Origin of the sequence: Hafnia sp. HMSC23F03 (assembly GCF_001816025.1) — a bacterium.
Taxonomy (GTDB): domain Bacteria; phylum Pseudomonadota; class Gammaproteobacteria; order Enterobacterales; family Enterobacteriaceae; genus Hafnia; species Hafnia paralvei.
Genome location: NZ_KV824242.1, coordinates 113,532 through 136,410, shown reverse-complemented (window position 1 = coordinate 136,410; position 22,879 = coordinate 113,532). Strand labels below are relative to the sequence as shown.

Sequence of the window (22,879 nt, the reverse complement as noted above, 5' to 3'; positions counted from 1 at the left end):
AAAATGGATAACTATTGTAGAGACTATTCCGAACCTCTTTAGTACTTGGTATTATCCCTATGTCCGGAATAAAACAGCAATAAATATGTTTATATAGGATTATATATAAATTTATATAATTCATTAGCGGCGTGCGGAAATGGTGTGCGGAGAAGAGTAATGAGTCAAATTCGTTTTAAAATGAACGAACTAAAGGTTTTTTCTGTTGTAGCATCAAGTGGCAGCTTGAGCCAGGCTTCTACAATTCTCTGTATTGCACAGGCTAATATCAGTAAATACCTTTCCGATTTTGAAGGCCGGGTTGGCTTAAAAGTATTTGAACGGACGACTCGCCGCATCTCATTGACGCCGTTCGGTGAACATCTTCTCCCCAAAGTGAATCAATATCTGAGTCAAACGGATGACTTGGAAAGTTTTATTACTGATTACAAAAAAGAAAAGCGAGGTAAGGTCACTCTTTACGCCCCAACGGGCATTGTGATTTTTTTGTCACAGCATGTTATTCCCAAATTGGCCGACAGTGGGGAGATCCGCATTGAACTGCGCACATTAAACCTTGGCCGCAATGAATTCTACGATGGTGTCACGTTTCCTGATGATGCGGATATTCTGCTTACCTATGCACGTCCCAAAGATGAGTCGCTGGTGGCCTGTTCACTCGCCTCCTTTGCTTTCAGTGCATATGCTAGTCCTGAATATCTTGCACAGCACCCGATCGAAAGCCCTGAGCAACTCGCTAATCACTCCTGCATCCTGATGCAATCAATGCTGATTAATGACAATAATATTTGGAACTTTTGTCAGCATGGACGCGATGAGCGAAAAGAGTATAAGGTGACGGGGAAATATATTTGCGACAACATTTATGCGGCAACAGAGCTGGCTCGCCATGGCATGGGGATTGTTTTTGCTTCGAGGCAAAGCATAGAAGCCGATCTTGAGGCGGGCAGACTCATGCCATGTTTTAGCCAAAATGAGGATTGGATGCTGGAGTTAGTCGTTATATTCAAAAAGCGCGACTATCTGCCATATCGAGTACAACATGTTCTCGACCAGATGGTTGAAATCATTAATCATTATTTTCAGCCACAGGCTTGAGACTAGATCATATATTATGGTGAGCCGTTTTCGCTTTAGAAAAAAACTTCACTCATGGAGCAGAGTCAATGGCACTTGAACCCGCAATTGCAGAGTTAGTCGCTGATTTTATTACCAAGGGACGTCCCTCATCTCGTCATCAAACCTTTGATGAACGTCGCGCCGGATATGTCGCTAGCACGGTTTTAGCGGGGGAGATAGAACAGCGAGTCACCGTTGAAGATAGGGAAATTGCTGGGATTTCGCTGCGCGTGGTTTCGCCTCTCAACGCTGAAGGTAAGCTGCCTGCCGTTATTTATTATCACGGTGGATGCTTTGTCAGCGGAGGTTTTGCGACCCATGACAACCAGCTAAGGCAGTTGGCCTTTCTCAGTGGTTGTAGGGTCATTGCCGTACAATATCGTTTAGCGCCGGAGCACACTTATCCTGCCGCTCATGACGATGCGGAACGTGCTGCGGATCTTATCTGGCAATATGCCGATGAGCTGAACATTGAACGCAGTCAGATCACATTGGCAGGTGACAGCGCGGGCGGTCATCTTGCTTTGATAACTGCTCTGCGCCTGCGTGATGCTAATCAGTGGTTGCCTCAGCAGCTGGTTCTGATTTATCCGATGATTGATGCAACAGCATCGTCTGAAAGTTATAAGCGCAATGGTGATGATTATGTACTCACCCGTGACACGCTGCTCAGCGGTTTTGAAGCCTATTTCCCACAGACTGAGTTGATGCATCCAGAAGTCAGTCCGCTGTGGCGTGATGACTTTTTCGGTTTACCTCCGGTACATATTCTCACGGCCGAATACGATCCGTTATGTGATGACGGTGAAGTGTTGTTCGCCCGTATGACGGAGCAGGGCGTTAGCTGTAGTGCACAGCGTTATCTTGGTGTGATCCACGGGTTTTTCCAGCTTGGCGGTATTAGCCCGACTGCGCGAAATGCTATGCGAGATATCGCGGCAAAAATTAGCTCATCTTATCCATTATAATTTATCTCCTTGCGAACAGGCCGAGCTCGGCCTGTTCATTTTGCATCACAACAGAACCACTATCACGTCGCCCAATTCATCTTTCCCACACCTTCAACGGTGCTATCATATTGATTCAGGTTTTGAAGGAGTCAGGCAACTTATTGATATGTTGTCCACCTGCAACGGGCTGTAAATCATGGTGATGATGGCCAGTGGTTTTAAGATGGATTTTTCCTCCAACTGTCGTCGCGACAGTGATATTCGCGTAAGGCTTCCGCTATGTGTGTAAACACGACAGAAAAACACGCCCCTTTTGGTACGCTGTTAGGCTATGCCCCTGGAGGCGTAGCGATTTACTCTTCGAATTATGAATCCCTTAAAGATCTGGAACAGATGGATGATGCGTCATTCCGTCACTATCTGGATAAAGAATATATGGGTTATAAGTGGCAGTGCGTTGAGTTCGCTCGCCGCTTTCTTTATCTCAACTATGGCACGGTTTTCACCGATGTCAGAATGGCCTATGAGATCTTCTCATTGCGTTATCTGCGCCAAGTGGTGAATGACAATATTTTACCGCTACAAGCGTTTCCTAATGGCTGCCTGCGCCCGCCAGTTGCCGGTTCGTTGCTCATTTGGCAGCAGGGCGGTGAGTTTGAACACACGGGGCACGTCGCGATTATCACTCAGGTATTGGATAACAAAATTCGTGTCGTTGAGCAGAATGTCATTCATCATCCGTTGCCCGCAGGGCAGCAGTGGACACGCGAGTTGCCGCTGACTTATCGCGATGGAAAGTACGCTATCCAAGATACCTTTGACGATACCGAGATTCTGGGCTGGATGACCCAGACCGCCGATGATCGCCACAGCTTACCGCAGCCTCAGACACCGGCACCGTATTTGGCGATCCACTGTGAACGTGTTGAAAACCACGGGCAGTTTGCTGGAACTTGGCTGAACGAGCAGGATCCATTGGAGCATACCTACGTTCAGGCTAACGGTGGGCATACGCTAAATGCCGATCCTTATCGCTATTTCGCCGTTTCTCGCAGCGCCGAACAAGAGTTGATCCACGCCACTAACGAGCTGCATTTGATGTATTTGCACGCGACCGACAAGGTGCTCAAGGATGACAATCTGCTGGCGCTGTTTGATATTCCAGAAGCGTTATGGCCGCGCCTGCGACTTTCTTGGCAGCGCCGTCGTCATCATATGATCACCGGTCGTCTCGACTTCTGCATGGATGAGCGCGGGCTAAAAGTCTATGAATATAATGCGGATTCAGCCTCATGCCATGCTGAAACTGGGCTGATTCTGGACAAGTGGGCGCAGCAGGCGGGTGAGGTGTCTGGCAGCGATCCCGGCGAGTATCTGTTAGATGCGTTAGCCAATACGTGGAAACACAGTGATGCGACGCCATTCGTGCATATTCTTCAGGATCATGACGCCGAAGAGAGCTACCACGCGCAGTTTATGCAGTGTGCGTTAACGAAAGCCGGTTTTGAAAGTAAGATCTTGCATGGTTTAGACGAGCTGCATTGGGCTGAGTCAGGTCAATTGGTGGATGGTGAAAACCGTCCGGTGAGCTGTGTGTGGAAAACATGGGCATGGGAAACGGCTCTCGATCAATTGCGTGAAGAGAGCGAGGCCGATCACGCAGCGCTTCCGATCCGGACTGGCCATCCTAAAAATGCAGTGCGTCTGATTGACGTGTTGTTGCGTCCTGAAGTGATGGTCTTTGAGCCGTTGTGGACCGTGATCCCAAGCAATAAGGCCATTTTGCCGGTTCTGTGGTCGTTATTCCCGCACCATCGTTATCTGCTGGACGCTGATTTTGAGCTGAACGCAGAGTTGGAGCAGAGCGGCTACGCGGTGAAACCTATTGCTGGACGCTGTGGTAACAACATCGGCCTAATCAGCCATGAAGATCGGGTGCTGGATGAAACGTCCGGTAAGTTCGCTGAACAGAAAAATATCTACCAACAGCTTTGGTGTTTGCCGGAAGTTGCTGGACGCTATATTCAGCTATGTACCTTTACCGTCGGCGGCCACTACGGCGGCGTATGCGTGCGTTCTGAAACGGGGTTAGTCATCAAGAAAGAGAGTGATATCGATCCGTTGCGGATTATTGATGACAAAGACTTTATCCTCTAACGGAAGCCGCTTTTAATTCGGCGTACTGCAGAGATAGTGCAGCACGCCGTTTTGTTTTTCACCCATCTGATTTACCCCTCGCGAATTATTCAACATTATCCTTGACCAATGACAAGGTACCCAAGCCATTAGCCTCTTTATAATCGAGCCCATTTATCTGCTCACTGGTGTGAAAGTATGGCTTATCAACTGAATCTTAATTGGCCTGAATTTTTAGAGAAATACTGGCAAAAAAAACCTGTTGTATTGAAAAACGCCTTCCCAAACTTCGTTGATCCAATCACGCCGGATGAGTTGGCAGGCTTGGCGATGGAGCCGGAAGTGGATAGTCGCTTAGTTAGCCAGAAAAACGGCGAATGGCAGGCGAGCAACGGGCCATTCGAGCACTTTGATGGTTTGGGCGAAACCGGCTGGTCGTTGTTGGCTCAGGCTGTTAACCATTGGCATGCGCCTTCTGCAGAACTGGTGCGTCCGTTCCGCGTATTGCCGGACTGGCGTTTAGACGATCTGATGATTTCGTTCTCTGTTCCTGGCGGCGGCGTTGGGCCTCACATCGATCAGTACGACGTATTCATTATTCAAGGGATGGGCAGCCGTCGCTGGCGCGTGGGGGACAAATTACCTATGCGTCAGTTCTGCCCACACCCAGCGCTCTTGCATGTTGATCCGTTCGAGCCAATCATTGATGAAGATCTTGAACCAGGGGATATTTTGTATATTCCACCTGGATTCCCGCATGACGGTTTCACTCATGAAACGGCGTTGAACTACTCCGTTGGTTTTCGCGGGCCGAACGGCAGAGATTTAATCAGCAGCTTTGCTGACTATGCGCTGGAAAACGATCTTGGCGGTGAGCATTACAGCGATCCTGATTTGACCTGCCGTGAACATGTAGGTCGTATCGAAGAATATGAAGTCGATCGCCTGCGCGGGATGATGATCGAGATGCTCAATCAGCCTGAGGATTTCAAACAATGGCTGGGTCGTTTTGCGACTACGCCGCGTCATGAGTTGGATATCGCACCAGCTGAACCGGCTTATGAACCTGATGAAATCCTTGATGCGTTGCTGGGCGATGAAGTCTTAACTCGCCTGAGCGGTCTACGTGTGCTGAACATTGGTGATAGTTTCTTTGTTAACAGCGAGCCAATGGACGCCGTTGAGCCTGAAGCCGCCGATGCGCTGTGCCGTTATACTACGGTAGGTAAAAAAGAGCTGGGTGATGCACTGAATAATCCCGCCTTTGTTGCTGAACTCACTGATTTGGTCAATCAGGGATACTGGTACTTTGATGAGTAAGTGCGATTTTCATTAATCGCTGTAATGATTCTTAAAGGGATGACAATTGTTATCCCTTTTTTCTATCAGTTTGTGGCTACTCACCGCCGTTTTCACCCATATTTGAAATGAGCGATGAATGTTTTTCTTATGAATCTTGAGTAAAAATATAATAACGCATTCGGCCTATGTCTTTCTTGGTGAGTCGCGTTCTCCATTGATCCACTTAGAGATCATGGTTTATTAAGTAATATTTCTAAGCCATTCATCTCAGTATGTTTTGTCTATGTTATTTCAACGTTTTCTTTGTTTTTTTAATTAATTTTTCATGTGAATGACTCACGGATATATATTCTATTATTGGAGTTTATTTATATTTAAATGGACGTAAAAAGTGCTAAGGATTATATTGTTTCACTTTCATTGTTATTCATCCTTCAGATAGTATTCCCAATATGCCAACGATAGTCACTCATGCTGCTGTACCTTTGTGTCTGGGATTAGGGTTAGGTCGAAAAATTATTCCCACGCGACTCTTATTCGCCGGAATGGTGCTATCGATGTTGCCGGATGCTGATGTTTTGTCGTTCAAACTTGGGGTGGCTTATGCCAATGAATTTGGGCATCGCGGTTTTACTCATTCTTTGTTATTCGCCTTCTTTGTGCCAATACTCTGTCTATTGGGGACTCGATGGTTTCGGGCTAGCATACTGAGGGTTTGGTCGTTTCTCACTGTTTCGCTGCTTTCTCATAGTCTTCTTGATTCAGTTACCACTGGAGGTATGGGCGTAGGCTGGCTGTGGCCTTGGTCGGATGAGCGATTTTTTGCTCCGTGGCAGGTCATCAAAGTCGCGCCTTTTGCGTTGTCTCGCTATCTCACACCGTCAGGATTCGCCGTAATTTATTCTGAATTACAATGGGTTTGGTTGCCTGGATTCGTTTTTATTGGGGTGCTTTTTCTAATACGAAAAATAGGCATGCTTCGTTAGGCTCGGCGTCATTTCTCTAGACGTTCTCGCAGCTAATCCATCGACTTTAGATATACATCGGCACATTGGTTCTGCATAGGATAATCTTTAATGAAAAGTTTCTTTATCTCTTCACTGAATGCGCATCTACGCTATCAAGATTTACCCGGAAACGGTCTGCCCATTATTTTTATTCACGGGCTAGGCTGTGCTTCCTCTTATGAGTATCCAAGAGTGGTGATGGAACCCATATTTCGCCAGCGCAGAATTATATTGTTAGATTTGCTGGGAGCGGGGTATAGCGACAGACCTGCAGCGTTCAGCTACAGCACTAGCGACCATGCTCGGATTATTTCTATGCTGATTGATACATTAGATCTGCCGGAGTGTGATGTTTATGGGCATAGTATGGGCGGCAGTATTGCGATTGAAGTGGCGGCTATGCTGCCTCACAAAGTGAAAACACTCGTGGTTTCTGAACCTAACTTTGATAGTGGCGGTGGTTTTTATAGTCGCTTGATTGCTGCTCAAACCGAAGATGAATTTGTGCGAGTAGGCTATTCCCGGGTGCTTGAAAAAGAGAAAACGCCTTGGCTGGGCTGCGTGTCGGCTACGGCACCCTATGCCTTGCATCGCGGCGCATCTTCTCTGGTTGCGGGCGTTGAGCCTACGTGGCGCGAACTGATTTACTCACTTTCTATGAAGAGATGGATGATTTTTGGTGAAAATTCTTTGCCTGATGTTGATCAGTCCGAGCTACCAAAGCATGGTATTCAGGTACTTACCATCCCTCATGCTGGGCACTCAATGTCGTGGGAAAATCCTGAAGGATTAGCAAAGGCGCTGTGCCAAGCATTTAGTCTAGCCGAGTAATGATATTGCTGATGCGGTTTGAAGCGTACTTCCACAGGCTCATAGCGCTTCCGGAGTATTCTATGTTTGGGTCTTAATGCGATGAAGATGAAGCGCGGTTTACGCGCTTCATCGAGCAGGATAACGAGTGGAATAGCTTGTTACGTAAAGACGAACGGCATCCACAAGAAACCTGTGATTAGAAGCAGCAGTAAAAAAATTACGCCAAAAATCGCACCCAGCCTCCAATAATCGGTGGTTGGCAAGTAGCCGCTTCCATAGTAGATGGGGCTAGGGCCTGTTGCATAGGGCGTTAAAATACTTCCCAACCCGATTGCTGCGCCCACCATTAGACAGAAGATAGGCAGTGGAATGGCGGGGATTCCCATTGCGGCTGCAATCATCATTGGGGCTAGTGCAGAAGTGTATGCCGTGGCACTGGCGAAAAAGTAGCGCAGCAGATAAAAAACGACAATCAAAGCTATCATGACTAACGTTGGTGAATAGGTAGAAAGCCCTTGCGAGAGTCGTTGACCAAACCATGGAATAAATCCAGTGTCATTTAAGCCCGTGGCTAACGTAATTAACGACGCTAACCAAAAGAAAACGCTCCATGCGGACTTATTACTAATAATGTCGTCCCAGGTAATAATATTGGTCACCAGCATAATAGCGACAACGCTATATCCGACCATCGCAGCATCAATATAAGCACCGCCAAATATCCATAATAGAAGAGCGGCCGCCATCAAAATCAGCATTCTCTTTTCTTTACGACATAAAGGCCCCATCGCGACGAGTTCTTCTTTAGCCCACTGAGGGACTTGATGACCGGATTTTAGCACTGGCGGATAAATGATATAGGCTAACCATGGAACCAACAGTACTAAGCCTACGCTGAGAGGCAACATTCCTAAAAACCAGTTTCCCCAGCTTATCGACATCCCCGTCGCACTTTTCATAAGGCCAATAAGCAGCAAATTAGGTGCCATGGCCGTTAAGAAAATAGCGCTGGTGACACAGTCTGCCGTGATCCCCATCCACATGATGTATGAGCCGATATTGCGGGAACTACGGCTATTAGGTTGAGAATCATATAGCGGGGGAAGGTTGCGGATAATAGGGTAAATTATTCCAGCACCACGTGCGGAGTTGGACGGTGTTACGGGAGCAAGGATGAGCTCCGATAGCATGATTGCGTAGCCTAAAAATAGCGTTTTGTGTCCCATTTTATTGACTAAAATGAGAGCGATACGGCGACCTAAGCCGGTTTTTTCATATCCCGTTCCAAACATAAATGCAGCGAAAATAAGCCATATAACGGAATTTGAAAAACCAGATACCGCCCATGAGAGTGCTTTGGTGGTGAATTTAAATCCTGTTTGCGACATCTGAATAGGGCTGAATAACAGCCACGGCGATAATACGGCAATAATGGCTATGCCAACCATGGCGACGACGGCTCCGGGAATGGGTTCCAAGATCAATCCAACGATGATCCCCATAAATACAGAGAAAAAAAGCCATGCATGAATCTCAAGACCTGAAGGCGTAGGAAACGAAGCGAGGATCAGCGTCACAATAAGCGGTGCCAGATACCGCCAATAATTGCGGAAAAAGGGCATGGTAACGTCCTATGAGAAAGAGAGGCTCAGCCTCTCTTTATTGGATTATTTCATCGGGGTTATTTTATGTAATGAACGTGCTCGCAGATTTCATTCACAATAGGCTCGCGGCGCTCTGCGAATATTTTTTTATTTTCTGCGATCAGATTATTACCATGGGTATCGATAGAGACGATGAGCGGGCCAAACTCTTTGACTCGACATACCCATAGAGATTCAGGCATACCCAATTCGGTCCAATGGACTTCTTCAATTTCCTCAACCTGTGTGGCCGCTAATACTGCGCATCCTGCGGGGTAAATAACGTGCAGTGCTTTGTGTTGTTTGCAGCCCTCTTCGGTCAATGGCCCCATTCCACCTTTACCCACGATCAATCTAACCCCAGTTTGTTCGATGAACTCTTTTTCAAACGTTTCCATACGCATGCTGGTGGTGGGGCCGATAGAAACCATCTCCCATTTGTCTTCATTTTTCCGCACGATAGGGCCTGCATGAAAGATGGCTTTGCCGTGCAGATCGTAGGGGATAGGGCGCTTAAGCTCTATTAATCGACGATGGCAGACGTCACGGCAGGTGACTAATGTTCCGGTGAGATAAATAACATCACCGACGCGAATATCAGTTAAATCATCAGCGCTGATGGGTGTGGTAAGGATCTTTTTCATAGTGAACCCCGCGTATGGGAAATGGATTCAGATGTGAGGTCTGCATGAACAAGCAGCGTGCCGCGTCGGTGAGCCCAGCATCCGGTTGAAACAGCGACACCAATCGTCGAGGGATGACGAGCCGCTGATTCAATATGAACCCCCATGACAGAACTATTGCCCATGAGTCCCTGCGGCCCAATACCTAGGCGATTGAGTCCTTCTTCCAAACGCAGTTCAAGCTCAGCGGCTTTAGGGTTAGGATGACGTGTGCCGATCGGGCGCAGAATCGCCTTGCGCGATAGCACCGCGGCAGTTTCCACCGAGGTCGCAATTCCAACGCCGACCAAAACAGGCGGGCAAGCATTAACCGCCAACGTAGAGATATTCTCAAAAACAAATTTCACTACCCCTTCATAGCCTTCTGAAGGCATGAGCACTTTTGAGCGACCAGGCAGTGTACATCCGCCTCCAGCCATATAGACTTCAATTTCGGCATCGGTTCCGTCTGGCACTAAATCCCATGTCACCCAAGGTACGCCGCTACCGGTATTTTTCCCTGTGTTCACCTCATCAAAGATTTCTACCGCATTGTGGCGCAGAGGGGCTTTGACGGTAGCATCTTCAACCGCTTGTTTTAAAATAGCTTGCAGCTCTGCCAGTAATGGAAAACGCGTACCGACTTTGACGAAAAACATAATTTCGCCGGTGTCCTGACATGCAGGGCGGTTGAGGTCGATTGCTTTTTGCATATTATCGAACATGGTGTGATAAATAATTTTCCCCATTGAGGATGTTTCTGCTTCGCGTAATGCTTTTAATTTATCAACAACATCGTCTGGCATTCGGGTTGAAATCATCGCAGTGAAATTCGCAACTATCTGCGTTAATTTATTTATGCTTTCCTGTTTTTTTTGCTCATTCATTAAAGATCACTCCAGGGCTAGTATAATTCTGGATAATAAAGAGAGAATTAACTCTGATGTCATTAAACTACCATGATTAATGTGGGTTTATGGATTTTGGAACTGTGAATATTAAATTTACGATTTGTTAATCTTCGTTTTAAATAGATATTTTTCTAAACTTTAAACACAGCGATATCATTTTATTAACACTAAAGATGTTGATCGGGATCAGTCATTTAATCGGTTTTATTGGTGCAAATGGGAAATAACGTCATCATGTACCTGTCATGCATCAAGTGGCATGTGTATAGGCTACGTTTGTTATCCGTCCCACTCTAGGGACTCACTTTCAGGCCAGCACAAGTGCTGTTTAACAAGGCTAAAGACGTGTTGTCCTACAACGAGAATCGTTTAGGGTATAGTGTCAATGGTGCACAGGAGATGAGACGGATGGATAACCAAACGGTACTAAATCAGTACCCTTTACCCAAAGATTTGCAGGTGCTGGTTGAAATTGTGCGCTGCGGCAGTTTTAGCGCCGCGGCAGAAAGTCTTGGGCAAACGCCAGCCTTTGTGACTAAACGAATTCAAATTTTGGAAAATATTTTTGGTACAAAACTGTTGAATCGTTCCGCTCGTGGGGTTGCCCTGACAGACAGTGGAAAACAGTGCTATGAGCAGGGCCTGAATATCCTCACGCAGCTACAGAAGCTTATGGATGATCTCGGGCAAACCAAAACTCAACCGGCAGGAATGGTGCGTATTGGCTGTAGTTTTGGTTTTGGCCGTAGCCATATTGCTCCAGCGATTACACAATTAATGCAATTATATCCAGAATTACAGATTCATTTTGAATTGTTTGACCGTCAAATAGATTTAAGTCGCGATAATATCGATATTGATATTAGAATAAATGATGAAATTCCTGATAACTATATCGCTAGATTACTGGCTAAAAATAAACGCATTTTATGTGCATCACCTAAATACTTCGAAAAGAGAAATCCCCCTCAAACATTAACCGAATTGCTGGAGCATGATTGCCTCATTACTAAAGAGCGCGATTCGACGGCGGGTATTTGGGAATTAGAGTGCGAGCATGAGAAAAAAACCGTCAAAATATCGGGGCATCTATCGTCTAATAGCGGAGAAATTATCCTGCGTTGGGCATTAGAAGGTAAAGGTATCATGATGCGTTCAGAATGGGATGTCGTGCCATTTTTAAACAGTGGAAAATTAATTCGAGTTTTGCCTGAGTATTCGCAAAGCGCAAATATTTGGGCTGTTTACCAAAAACCGCTGTATCAAAGCGCGAAATTACGGGTCTGTGTCGATTTCCTGACTCAATACTGCCACGATGCGTTTAGCGAAAAATAACTCTGTCTATGCATTTGGCCGTAGCAGGGGGTTATCAGCAGTGTTTATCTCCGTTTTAAACCACCACTGATTTTTTAGGTAGATGCCGAGCCTAGCAATCTATTATTGCTTAGTGACAATATGCGCTGCAAACCCCGTCACTTCAGGGGCAATATCCTCTTTTAGCGTCAGCTGTGGGATATTGTAATCACCGTGGTTTTGTTTACGGAACGCGATGGGTCGGGTATGCCACAAATCATCCAGCCGCTGGCCAAGCTGGTTACAGATGGCGGGAAAGTTGTCTGTGTTCACTTTGCTGGTGTGGTAGAGCACAAAAGGCGGCAGCACGTCGAATCCTGGATAGTGCAAAATACCGTGCTGGATCGGGAATAGAATATCGTTGATTGGCCCGTTAATGCCACGCTCGCTGTAGTGCGGCTCCCATCCACCAGCGGTTATCATCAGCATGGCACGCTTACCCACAAGAGTACCTTCACCGTAGCGGTCGCCCCAATGTTGGTCATTATGTTCGCCTACGCCATAGGCGAAACCATAAGCATAAACGCGTTCTACCCAACCTTTCATAATGGCTGGCATAGAGAACCACCATAGCGGAAACTGGAAAATCACCGCATCTGCCCACATCAGTTTTCTTTGCTCAAGGGCGATGTCATCGCTTTGCAGCCCATTCTCGAAAGCATACTTTGAGTCTAGCGAAGCATCAAAATAGCTGTCGTCTCGACGAGTTTTAGCGTCGCTGGCGTCCAAGGCTGACTTCCAATTCATGGCATATAAGTCTGAAACCTGTACATCATGTCCGGTATTTTTCAGATGCTCAATGGTGAAGTTTTTTAGCGAACCGTTAAGTGATTTAGGTTCAGGATGGGCATAAACGATCAGGACATTCATTGCGGTTATCTCAAAAAGAAAGAGATCGCAGATTAGAAGTTTGTCATATTCATGAGAAATGAATTTCTGATATTTCAGGTATTAATATGAGTAATCTCCGCCGGCTCGACCTTAATTTATTGGTAACACTTGATGCTCTGCTTACTGAGCATAATGTCACGCGAGTTGCTGAGAAGCTTAACTTTTCCCAGCCATCGATCAGTGTTCATCTGTCAAAACTACGCGATATTTTCGACGATCCTTTGTTACTGCCAGGACCGAGAGGCATGTTGCCCACGGCGAAGGCTGAATCATTGCGTGAACCGCTGAGGGTTGCATTGAGCGCCTTGGAGAGCGTGGTGGCGCCAACTAAACCCTTCGAACCGATTACGGCAAAAAATACGTGGACGGTATCTGCTGCGGACTATGGTGAATCCACGGTGGTGTTGCCCGTTCTGACGGGGTTACGCAGCGTTGCACCCAATACACGGTTGTCGGTGATTGAACTGGCTCCGGCAAAAATAGCTAAGCAGTTGGAAACGGGGGAGATTGATATTGCGTTTCATGTCAGCGATGAGGCTTCCCCGGAGCTGCATCGCAAAACTCTTTTCTCTGAGCGCTATGTGCTTGCCGGGCGTCAAGGGCATCCGCAGCTGTCGCCTGCGATCACACCCGCGCAGTTTTGCGCATTGGATCATGTGATTGTGTCGCCAAGCGGCGGTGGTTTTTGTGGGGTCACGGATGATGCGCTAGAGCAGGCTGGACTCATGCGCCGCGTGGTGCTTTCAGTGCCTCATTTTCTGTTTGTAAAATCGGTTCTGGCGAGTACCGATCTTGTGGCTATGTTACCTTTGCGCTTGGCTCTTGCCAGCCCTGAATTGCAATACATTGAACCTCCGCTAGCGATTGCAGGATATGAAATGTCGATGCTGTGGCATGAGCGTTCTCATCGCGATCCTGCCCACCGCTGGCTGCGTGATTTTATTGCGGGGGCGGTGTGATTTAACGAAGTCGGCAGCAATATGCAGCGGCATAACTCCCAGCTATACCGCTACATGCGAGCTACTGCATTTTATTCAATCGCTCTACCGCTTCGTTTTTCCAAATTGCGGCGAGCTGCTCAGTTTTCCAGAATGAAGCACTAGGTGTGGCGTTAAGCATCCACACCTAGCGCACATTTAGAGGCTATTTCCTTTGCCCCTTAGACAGCATCCATTTCCATTTTTGCTCTTGATTGAGCTCGGATGGCGGTACCGGAATCGTCATACGTGGCATGCTGGTGGAGTCGTTATCGTCTCCATCAGTGTTAATGGCGTTTTTGATGCGTTCCGCGATGTGATCGTCAATATGATCGACTTGGATCATACGTTGGCACTGACACCCACGACCTTCTAAATGGTTAGGGATAGTTTTAGTCTGGCAGTCAATTTCGTCAACGGCAGAAAGAATATAGGAAACCAGATTAATGGCTTTACAAGGCGTGAGATTAAACTTATCGGCGATCTCACGCGAGCTTATCCAGCGCTGCTGCTGCATCGCCCAGCGTGCAACCAACAAATATAAAGGCTCTTGCACGTATTCTCTACACATAGACTCACCTTTTAATTAAAAAAAAATTTGGCACACCGTTATCTATATTTCACTATATAAGAACGAATTTATAGCTATGCGATCATATTCACATTAATAATCATACATGGATCAGAATATACCTGTCTAATGGTGTATTCGCTATGTATTTCATCGATTTTACATCGAAGGTTTGTAACTTTTTTTTATTGTTGTTTTATTGTAATGCTAGTGTTTGTTTGATGTGTGTTATTACCATTTTTCAGTTTCTTTAAATATGACTACGTGTGCTTTTCATTGGCGAGAAACCATTATCAGAGCAATTAACTGAATATTTATAATAGACATAATAAGAGTGCTGCATAACATGCACATGCCTCAGTTTTTTGCATATCTATATGGTTAGTAATGTTTTTTATTGTTTAATTATGAAGGGATGTTTGATTGTTAACTCATTAATGAAATAGTTACTAAAGAGGGTGTAATGAAACCAGTTAATAAAGTTGATGTACTTGAAAAAATATCAAGTGAGATGCGAGAGGTGTTATGTGTCCAAAAGGAGAATGCAATACCGATATCGCCAGATAGTGATAATTCAACGATAAGATTAGCTTATATAGAGGAACGTAAATATTGGAATCTTCATGGCCCACAGATGATGAAAATTATTCATGAAAAGGTTATGACGACGCATGGAGAAATAGAGACAAGAATATACTATCCCAATAGCGAAACTTCAGCGGTCATTTTTTATTTGCATGGTGGAGGATTTATTGTCGGTAATCTAGATACCCACGATCGCATTATGCGTTTACTGGCTCATTACAGCGGTTGCAACGTTATTGGCATAGATTATACGCTTTCACCTGAATCAAAATTTCCGCAAGCAATAGAGGAAACCGTCGATATTTGTCGTCATTTCCATCAACACGCTGCCGATTACCACTTAAATATGCGATCTATTGGTTTTGCGGGGGATTCCGCAGGAGCCATGCTGGCTATTGCTAGCGGATTATGGCTGCGCGATCGCGGCATTGATTGTGGAAAAGTGCAGGGGATACTCCTTTATTACGGACTTTATGGTTTGCAAGATTCTGCCAGTCGGCGTCTGTATGGCGGAGAGTGGGACGGCCTGACGGGACCTGATATCGCAATGTACCAGAATGCTTATTTAGCCAGCGATGATGATAAAGAATCCCCATACTATTGTATTTTCAATAACGATCTTAGTCAGAAAATGCCAGCCTGTTTTATCGCTAGCGCTGAGTTTGATCCGCTGATTGACGACAGCATTGCACTATATCGTACGCTGAGTGAACATCAGCAGCCCTGCCGGTATCAGATGTATCCAGGCACATTACATGCGTTTTTACATTATTCGCGCATGATGGAAAGTGCCGATCAAGCCTTACGCGATGGGGCGATTTATTTCCGTGAACAGCTTCAACTCGCCTTATAACAAAACCTTGCGGGCAGTCGATGAGATTGCCCGCGTGTTTTAAGCGATTTTGAATGGCTGTTGAATTAGTACAGCTCCATCTGGCTGGTTTTATCTAATGATAGCCCACGCGTTTCTGGTGCAAGAAATATCGAAATCACCATGCCAAATAAAGAAACCCCAGCACCAGCCAGCATTGTCATCGCAATTCCATGCTGCTGCATAAACAGCGGTAACGCAAAAGTTGAAATTACGGTACCAATCCGGCTGAGTGACATCGCGGCACCAACGGCTGATGCGCGGATATGCGTTGGAAACAGTTCGTTAGGATAAAGCCATTGTAAAATCCCCGGCCCGCCCGAGAAAAAAGCGTAGAGAGCAAAAGCCGATACGATAAGCGTAATGCTTGGATCGGGCACTACGCCCAACACGGCTAAAGCCAGCGTCATGATGGCAAAACTGCCGATGAGCAATGGGCGACGGCCGATGCTATTGAGCCAATACATAGCGGGTATACAGCCAATGAGGAAAAACAGGCTAATCACCACGTTGCCAAGCACGGCCTCTTTGCCTTCGTTTAGGCCAAGTAGGCTGATGATTTGTGGACCAAAGGTGTAAATACCAAACATCGGGATCACCTGACATGTCCAGATAATGGCGACAAACAGGATCGATGTCAGATGACGACGAGTAAAAATCTGGCTATAGCGGGTTTCTTGCGTTTCTTCATTATCGAAAACAACGTTTTCGCCGAATAATTTAAACATCAGCGCACGACACTCTTCGACCCGCCCTTTGCGGATCAGCCAGCGCGGTGATTCAGGCAGTTCAAAACGCCCTAACAGGATGATAATACAGGGAACAACCGCACTTCCGAGCATCCAACGCCAGCCGTTTGCTACGTCATACAGCAGGTAACCGACCAAATCTGCGGCGGTTGCGCCGATATACCACATGGCAGCAATAAATCCCATGGTAAAAGCGCGCTGACGCGTGGTGGAGAACTCTGCAATCATCGAGGTGGCGATGGGGTAATCTGCACCAATCACGATGCCAATGAGAAAACGTAATATCACCAGTTCAAGCGGAGAGGTGACAAACATCGTAGCGGCAGAAATCACGCCAATGGCAATGATATCAATAATAAACATCAGGCGACGGCCAAGCACATCCGCCACATAGCCAAACAGAGACGTGCCGATAAACAGGCCAACCAGTGTGGCGATCCCCACAAGTCCTACCCACTGAGCATCAAGTTTCAATACTGGCGTGAGTTGTTCCAGCGCGATACCAATAATGACGAGCACGTAGCCATCAAGAAAGGGCCCACCGCTGCCCCAAAGCATGATTTTACGATGTATTGGCGTAAAACTGATGTCATCAAACCTTTTGGATTTTTCCATAATGTTGCTGCTAATCAGCCTGCTAGCCATTCAGCGTCGGTAACTACCGCTTCGCTGAATGGCTAATGTTGGTAAAAGAGGGATAAAACGCGTGGCGAGCGTGGATCTCGGGGTTTAACCGTAGCGGTATTCAACGCCAAAGCTGCCACGTGGATAGTTCCATTCGTCTAACACGGAATCCTTACACAAGATCCGGCAGGTGCCGCATTCCAGACAGCCTGCGTAATCGAAGCGGATCGTTCCATCGGGCTGAAGCTTGTATAACCCAGCAGGACACGCCAGCGTTAGGGTGCGAAAAGCCGCCATATCAGGGTGTTCGCGAATGATGATGTGCGGATGCCCTTCATCGACGTGAAACTTGTTAATCCCTAATTTGACGTCAACATTGACAGGTTCGGTCATAGCGCTGTCACTCCTTTAATGCCATCTTTGAGCAGATTCAAATAACCAATTTCTTTGCAGTGACGCATGATCATCTTGCGCATTGGCTGCGGCGGTTGACCATTGACGGTGAACATATCAGCCATGATATTGGCCACCATCTGCGGGTATTGGGTGAACATGCGTGGGTTTTCCAGCATGGCAGGCACTTTGCGATAGTGGCGCAGATCCTTCATTACCGGTAGTTCTTCCAGTAGTTTCAGATAGCAACTCAATCCACGTTCGCTGAAATCGTTGTTGGTTTTGGCTTCCAATACTGCGCGGGCAGCCGCTTCTCCCGAAGCAATTGCCATATCCATGCCGCGAATGGTGAACCCAAGGTTCATACACATGCCTGCGGCATCGCCAGCGATCAGTACCCCGTTGCCGACTAATTTCGGCTGCATGTTAATGCCCGCTTCAGGAACGACGTGCGCGGCATATTCCAGGGTTTTCCCCCCAGCAATTAAAGGACGAACAACAGGGTGTTGTTTGAAATCCTCTAACATTTGCGGCACGGATTTTCCTGCACTAGCGATATGATGAAGCCCAACCACGATGCCTAAAGAGAGCGAGTCTCCATTGGTATAGAGAAAACCGCCCCCCATCTGGCCGTCAGACGGTGTACCGGCAAAGAGCCATGCCGCGCCTTCGTTATCGGTTAAGCTAAAGCGCGCTTCTAAGAGTTCGCGTGGTAGCTCAATCAACTCTTTAACGCCTACGGCAACATGTTTCGCCGAAACTTGTTTTTGCACCATGCCCAGTTGCTCGGCCAGAAGCGCGTTAACGCCTTCAGCCAGAATGACCGCGTTGGCTTCGAGAATATCGCCGTCAGCCTCAACGCCAATCACTTTGCCATCGCGTTGGATCAGCTTGTCTACGCGGATCCCAGGGACGAATTGGGCGCCAGCGGCTTCAGCTTGCTCCATCAGCCATGGGTCAAATTTACCGCGCAGCACCGAATAAGATTCCTGTGCAGGTTCCGCCGCACGGGCATGGTGATAGTCGAGAGTGACAGCGCTGTCATCGGTAAGAAATGAAATTTTTTCGTGAGTGATTCGACGTTCAACGGGAGCTTGTGTCGCAAAATCTGGAATAATACGTTCTAGACTGTGCGCATACAGACGGCCGCCAGTCACGTTTTTAACACCGGCGTGATTGCCGCGTTCAATCACTAATACGTTTGCGCCTTCTCGCGCCAACACTAGCGCCGCTACGCAGCCAGACAGGCCTGCGCCGACGATAATGGCATCAAATACATCTTCAGACATAAGATCTCCGTATGCCAGACAAGTAAGGCTAGCCCTGCAACTAGCCTTACCTAGCCTTGCTCTATCGTTTTAATTTTTCGGTCAATGCGGGAACGATCTTCATCAGATCGCCTACGATCCCGTAGTCGGCATATTGGAAGATTGGCGCGTTCTTATCTTTGTTGATCGCCATCAGGATCTGTGCGCCATTGGCACCGACCATGTGCTGGATCTGACCGGAAATTCCGAGCGCCAGATAGAGATCGGGTTTAATCATGATCCCTGAAATACCGACATAGCGTTCGCGATCCATCCACTTCTCGTTCTCAGCGACTGGGCGAGAACAGCCAAGCTCAGCGCCAATCGCGTTGCTTAAGGCGGCGGCAATAGCAATGTTTTCCTGTGAGCCGATACCGCGCCCTACGCTGACCACCAAACGGGCTTTACCCAGATCGACGCTTTCGCCCTGTTTCACTCGTCGAGATTCACAAATGATGGCGTGAGCGGGAGCAATAAATTCCAGCGTTTGTGCGTTTCCACTACGAGCGCTATCTTCCTGTGCTGGGGCAAACACGCCGCTGGTCAGGGTGACAACGGCGTAGTCGGTTGTGATTTTCTCTTTGCCGAACGCCAAGCCGCCATACACCATATGCGTGGCAACAGGGCAGCCATCTTCCAAACTCAGTTCGGCAGCATCATTAACAACACCAGCGGCTAAGCGTGCGCCTAGGCGGGCGGCCAGCGTTTTACAACGACGAGTGGCTGGCAGCAGCAGTAAAGCGCGTGAGCTATGGCTCTGGCTGCGAATGGCTTGTGTCAAAGTATCGGCATAGTCTTCGATAATGCGATTATCGGGTTGTTCGCCGAGGCTATACACGGCGTTAGCCCCCAAACGGAAGGCGAGGGCAGACTGTTCATCGTTTTGACTAACGACGTGAATGATTTCACCCAGTTCACGCGCTCCACTAATCAGCTCAGGTAGATGTGATTTGGTGTCGCTAAACACCCATACAGTTGAAAATTTGCTCATAACGCCCCCAATTAGCTGATTACTTTGCGCAGATGTTCTGCGAATTCTGAGATTTGTTCATCGCTGTCGCCTTCGATAATGACGCGGCCACGCGCTTTCTGTTGTGGTGCTTGTACGCTCAGCAGCGTTGTGTAAGGGGCTATCTCACCCAGCTCAAGATCGGCGGGCTGCCATGCGGTGACCGGCTTTTTGGCTGCGCCAAGAATGGCTTTCATCGATGGAATTTGAGGCGTATTGATGTCAGTGGATACCGAAAGCACCGCAGGTAGCGGGATCGTGAGAGTTTCCACTTCATCTTCTAATGTGCGTTCAATCTGAATGTTTGTATCGGAGAGCGACAGAATACGGCTGACGCCGTTAATAGCAGCAACACCGAGCGCTTCGCCAAGCAGCAGACCAACTTGTTGGGCATACAGGTCGGCAGAACCATCGCCACAGAGGATCACATCAAAACCGGTTTTCTTGGCTGCCGCAGCGAGCATCGCAGCAGTTTGGTGAGGAAGCATTTTTTCTAAGCCAGCATCGGAAACGACGACTAACTCGTCAGGACCACGAGATAACACATCTTTGCGGCCTTTAGCGTTAGCGAGCGCTTCACCACCTACGCTCATCGCGATGATTTGTATATCGCTATTTTGTTGTTTCAATGCAGTAGCAGCTTCGATAGCGTTAAGATCGAATTGGCTTATTTTGGCATCCGCTTTGCTGAGGTTCAGAGAGCCATCACCATTGACAGTGATATCTTGCTCCTCGGGGATGAGTTTGTAACATGCGATAATTTTCATCACTTCTCCGATTTCGATAGGCAATACAATGTGCGTGATACTTATGCGTAATAATTTCTGAGCGATAAATTTAAAGCTCAAAACATTAAAAAAATTTCTATTTTTAGATACGCGTTAAAATTGTGTTGACGGGTTAAGCCACACATTATGGAAATAAAATTAATAACAAGGTGACTATTTAGTGAAAGGAAGTCACTTGCTTAAATTTTAATTAACGACATGGCTTGGTTATTTGTTTCCATGAATCGCTATCACGATAATAGAAATACCATGATTCACTAGGTCAAAATAATACCTAGATCACCAATATTGAACATCTTTGTGGGGTTGTCCAGTAAGTTGATTTTTAAGTTACACTTCAAACTATTGATATAAATGAATTTAATTGTTTTCACCGTGAGGTGGCATGCTATGCCCGATCTTAAGTCAGAAAATTGTTTGATTAAGATCACGGATTAATCACTTGCCAAATCTCATTATATCGCAACGTTAAGTAGCGCGTTTTATCTACATTCAGGCATTTTTATGGAAATAATGAAATAACTCGTAATAATTATTTAAATAATGACTTTAAGTTTGCCTGCAAACTAGCGTCAGTTTTTTGTCATGTCATGGGCAGTCTGCTGATTTTTATTCTGGATATTGCATATCAAGTTGTTATGGAAAGTTTGGACTTTCCATTAGGGGCTTCTTTCCATAAAGGAAAATGTACATGAGCACAGAAAAGAGCAAACGGAAAATAGGGATTGAACCCAAGGTTTTTTTCCCATCATTGATTATTGTCGCATTGCTTTGTTATTTAACCATGCGCGATTTAAACGCATCAAATATCGTCATTAACTCGGTATTTAATTACATCACCACTGAGTGGGGATGGGCGTTTGAGTGGTATATGGTTGTCATGTTTATCGGCTGGTTCTGGCTGATTTTTGGACCTTTTGCCCAACGTCGTTTGGGAGAAGAAGCGCCTGAATTTAGTACAGTTAGCTGGATCTTCATGATGTTCGCCTCCTGTACCTCTGCGGCGGTACTGTTCTGGGGATCTATCGAGATTTACTACTACGTTTCCTCGCCTCCGTTTGGGCTGACACCGTTCTCTAACCCAGCAAAAGATTTAGGATTGGCTTACAGCTTATTCCACTGGGGTCCTCTACCTTGGGCGACCTACAGCTTCTTGGCTGTTGCTTTTGGTTATTTCCTGTTTGTAAAAAAAATCGACGTAGTTCGTCCGAGCGGTACGCTCGTTCCGCTGTTTGGTGAGAAACGCTGCAACGGTATTATCGGTACGGTTATCGACAACCTCTATCTGGTGGCGCTGATTTTGGCCATGGGCACTAGCCTTGGTTTAGCGACGCCGCTTGTGACCGAATGTATTCAATATCTCTTTGGCGTTCCGCATACCTTGCAACTGGATGCGTTAATTATCTCCTGCTGGGTCATTTTTAACGCGGTATGTGTGGCTTTCGGCCTGCAGCGCGGGGTTAAGGTGGCTAGTGACGTTCGTAACTATCTGAGCCTAATTTTACTGGCTTGGGTATTCATCATTGGCGCCAGCAGCTTCACCATCAACTACTTTACCGATTCCGTCGGCATTCTACTGAACAACTTCACCCGTATGTTGTTCTACACCGATGCCGTAGGTAAGAGCGGATTCCCTCAGGCATGGACCGTGTTCTACTGGGCGTGGTGGATTGTCTATGGCATTCAGATGTGTATTTTCCTGGCGCGTATTTCCAAAGGACGCACCGTACGTCAGCTTTGCTTGGGGATGGTTGGTGGCCTAACCGCTTCAACTTGGCTGCTGTGGACCATTTTGGGCAGTAACACGCTCTCTCTGATCAACAATGGCAAAATCAATATTCCTCAAGTTATTGAACAACATGGTGTAGCACGCGCCATTATCGATTCTTGGGCCCTGCTACCGTTTAGCACTCTGACGATGTGGGCGTTTTTCATCCTGTGCTTCCTTGCGACCGTTACTCTCATCAATGCCTGTTCCTACACCTTGGCGATGTCTACCTGCCGCGGGGCTAATGGCTATGACGAACCACCGATTTGGGTACGTGTGGGTTGGTCTGTGTTGGTGGGGATCATCGGGATCATTCTGCTGGCGCTCGGTGGGCTTAAGCCGATTCAGACCGCGATCATCGCCGGTGGGTGTCCGCTATTCTTTGTCAACATATTGATAACTATATCTTTCTTGAAAGATGCTAAGGCAACGCACTGGAAATATTAACTC

Annotated in this window: 20 protein-coding genes; 10 read left to right on the top strand and 10 right to left on the bottom strand. The window is 46.9% G+C overall.

Translation table 11 applies throughout. The annotated features are described in order from the left end of the window. Window positions 1-159: 159 nt before the first annotated feature. The 6 genes from HMPREF3091_RS19200 to HMPREF3091_RS19175 all read left to right on the top strand — a co-directional run bounded on the left by HMPREF3091_RS19200 (window position 160) and on the right by HMPREF3091_RS19175 (window position 7,345). Window positions 160-1,098, top strand: a complete 939-nt coding sequence (locus HMPREF3091_RS19200; RefSeq protein WP_070718096.1) for a LysR family transcriptional regulator — start codon at window positions 160-162, stop codon at window positions 1,096-1,098. Window positions 1,099-1,166: 68 nt separating this feature from the next. Then, window positions 1,167-2,087 (top strand): alpha/beta hydrolase, encoded by a 921-nt coding sequence (locus tag HMPREF3091_RS19195; RefSeq protein WP_070718094.1) that lies wholly within the window; start codon window positions 1,167-1,169, stop codon window positions 2,085-2,087. A 261-nt stretch (window positions 2,088-2,348) separates the two neighbouring features. After that, window positions 2,349-4,226 (top strand): bifunctional glutathionylspermidine amidase/synthase, encoded by a 1,878-nt coding sequence (gene gss, locus HMPREF3091_RS19190; protein ID WP_070718091.1) that lies wholly within the window; start codon window positions 2,349-2,351, stop codon window positions 4,224-4,226. A gap of 177 nt (window positions 4,227-4,403) precedes the next feature. After that, a complete protein-coding gene (locus HMPREF3091_RS19185) occupies window positions 4,404-5,525 on the top strand; it encodes a ribosomal protein uL16 3-hydroxylase (protein ID WP_070718088.1) in 1,122 nt (373 codons plus the stop codon). Between the two features lie 434 nt (window positions 5,526-5,959). Next, window positions 5,960-6,493, top strand: a complete 534-nt coding sequence (locus HMPREF3091_RS19180; RefSeq protein ID WP_008815300.1) for a metal-dependent hydrolase — start codon at window positions 5,960-5,962, stop codon at window positions 6,491-6,493. 90 nt (window positions 6,494-6,583) lie between these two features. Continuing rightward, complete coding sequence (locus HMPREF3091_RS19175; protein ID WP_070718085.1) at window positions 6,584-7,345, top strand: alpha/beta fold hydrolase; 762 nt, start codon at window positions 6,584-6,586, stop codon at window positions 7,343-7,345. 140 nt (window positions 7,346-7,485) lie between these two features. Here HMPREF3091_RS19175 and HMPREF3091_RS19170 read toward each other — a convergent pair whose 3' ends face one another. Genes HMPREF3091_RS19170 through ttdA form a run of 3 tightly spaced genes read right to left on the bottom strand, consistent with a single transcriptional unit; the run spans window position 7,486 to window position 10,519 of the window. Continuing rightward, entirely contained in the window at window positions 7,486-8,949 is a 1,464-nt protein-coding gene (locus HMPREF3091_RS19170) for an anion permease (protein ID WP_070718080.1), read from the bottom strand. A 59-nt stretch (window positions 8,950-9,008) separates the two neighbouring features. After that, complete coding sequence (gene ttdB, locus HMPREF3091_RS19165; protein ID WP_070718077.1) at window positions 9,009-9,614, bottom strand: L(+)-tartrate dehydratase subunit beta; 606 nt, start codon at window positions 9,612-9,614, stop codon at window positions 9,009-9,011. Continuing rightward, complete coding sequence (gene ttdA / locus HMPREF3091_RS19160) at window positions 9,611-10,519, bottom strand: L(+)-tartrate dehydratase subunit alpha (RefSeq protein ID WP_004097291.1); 909 nt, start codon at window positions 10,517-10,519, stop codon at window positions 9,611-9,613. The genes ttdB and ttdA overlap by 4 nt, the downstream gene beginning before the upstream one ends. Window positions 10,520-10,951: 432 nt before the next feature. On the opposite strand from ttdA, the gene HMPREF3091_RS19155 reads away from it, so the two are divergent. Further along, window positions 10,952-11,878 carry an L-tartrate utilization transcriptional activator TtdR gene (locus tag HMPREF3091_RS19155; RefSeq protein ID WP_008815296.1) on the top strand — a complete coding sequence of 309 codons (927 nt, stop codon included), beginning with the start codon at window positions 10,952-10,954 and terminating at the stop codon, window positions 11,876-11,878. A 102-nt stretch (window positions 11,879-11,980) separates the two neighbouring features. Here HMPREF3091_RS19155 and HMPREF3091_RS19150 read toward each other — a convergent pair whose 3' ends face one another. After that, window positions 11,981-12,766: an NAD(P)H-dependent oxidoreductase gene (locus tag HMPREF3091_RS19150; protein ID WP_070718071.1), complete on the bottom strand. Its 786-nt coding sequence runs from the start codon at window positions 12,764-12,766 to the stop codon at window positions 11,981-11,983. Between the two features lie 86 nt (window positions 12,767-12,852). On the opposite strand from HMPREF3091_RS19150, the gene HMPREF3091_RS19145 reads away from it, so the two are divergent. Further along, a complete protein-coding gene (locus HMPREF3091_RS19145) occupies window positions 12,853-13,746 on the top strand; it encodes a LysR family transcriptional regulator (protein WP_070718069.1) in 894 nt (297 codons plus the stop codon). Window positions 13,747-13,930: 184 nt separating this feature from the next. Here HMPREF3091_RS19145 and caiF read toward each other — a convergent pair whose 3' ends face one another. Continuing rightward, window positions 13,931-14,335 (bottom strand): carnitine metabolism transcriptional regulator CaiF, encoded by a 405-nt coding sequence (caiF, locus tag HMPREF3091_RS19140; protein WP_004097310.1) that lies wholly within the window; start codon window positions 14,333-14,335, stop codon window positions 13,931-13,933. A gap of 463 nt (window positions 14,336-14,798) precedes the next feature. On the opposite strand from caiF, the gene aes reads away from it, so the two are divergent. Continuing rightward, window positions 14,799-15,773, top strand: coding sequence for an acetyl esterase (gene aes / locus HMPREF3091_RS19135; RefSeq protein WP_070718067.1), 975 nt, complete (start codon window positions 14,799-14,801; stop codon window positions 15,771-15,773). A 65-nt stretch (window positions 15,774-15,838) separates the two neighbouring features. Here aes and HMPREF3091_RS19130 read toward each other — a convergent pair whose 3' ends face one another. From HMPREF3091_RS19130 to HMPREF3091_RS19110, 5 genes are all read right to left on the bottom strand, one after another. Then, window positions 15,839-17,155 (bottom strand): MFS transporter, encoded by a 1,317-nt coding sequence (locus tag HMPREF3091_RS19130; RefSeq protein WP_070718387.1) that lies wholly within the window; start codon window positions 17,153-17,155, stop codon window positions 15,839-15,841. Between the two features lie 114 nt (window positions 17,156-17,269). Further along, a complete protein-coding gene (locus HMPREF3091_RS19125; protein ID WP_070718065.1) occupies window positions 17,270-17,557 on the bottom strand; it encodes a ferredoxin family protein in 288 nt (95 codons plus the stop codon). Beyond that, on the bottom strand, window positions 17,554-18,846 hold the full coding sequence (gene fixC, locus HMPREF3091_RS19120) for an FAD-dependent oxidoreductase FixC (protein WP_070718062.1): 1,293 nt from the start codon (window positions 18,844-18,846) through the stop codon (window positions 17,554-17,556). The genes HMPREF3091_RS19125 and fixC overlap by 4 nt, the downstream gene beginning before the upstream one ends. A 61-nt stretch (window positions 18,847-18,907) precedes the next feature. Further along, entirely contained in the window at window positions 18,908-19,855 is a 948-nt protein-coding gene (locus HMPREF3091_RS19115) for an FAD-binding protein (protein ID WP_004097321.1), read from the bottom strand. Window positions 19,856-19,866: 11 nt separating this feature from the next. Next, the gene (locus tag HMPREF3091_RS19110; RefSeq protein WP_070718060.1) at window positions 19,867-20,640 is read right to left on the bottom strand and encodes an electron transfer flavoprotein; all 774 of its coding nucleotides are present in this window, start codon (window positions 20,638-20,640) and stop codon (window positions 19,867-19,869) included. Between the two features lie 712 nt (window positions 20,641-21,352). On the opposite strand from HMPREF3091_RS19110, the gene caiT reads away from it, so the two are divergent. Then, window positions 21,353-22,876 (top strand): L-carnitine/gamma-butyrobetaine antiporter, encoded by a 1,524-nt coding sequence (caiT, locus tag HMPREF3091_RS19105; RefSeq protein ID WP_070718056.1) that lies wholly within the window; start codon window positions 21,353-21,355, stop codon window positions 22,874-22,876. Window positions 22,877-22,879: the final 3 nt, after the last annotated feature.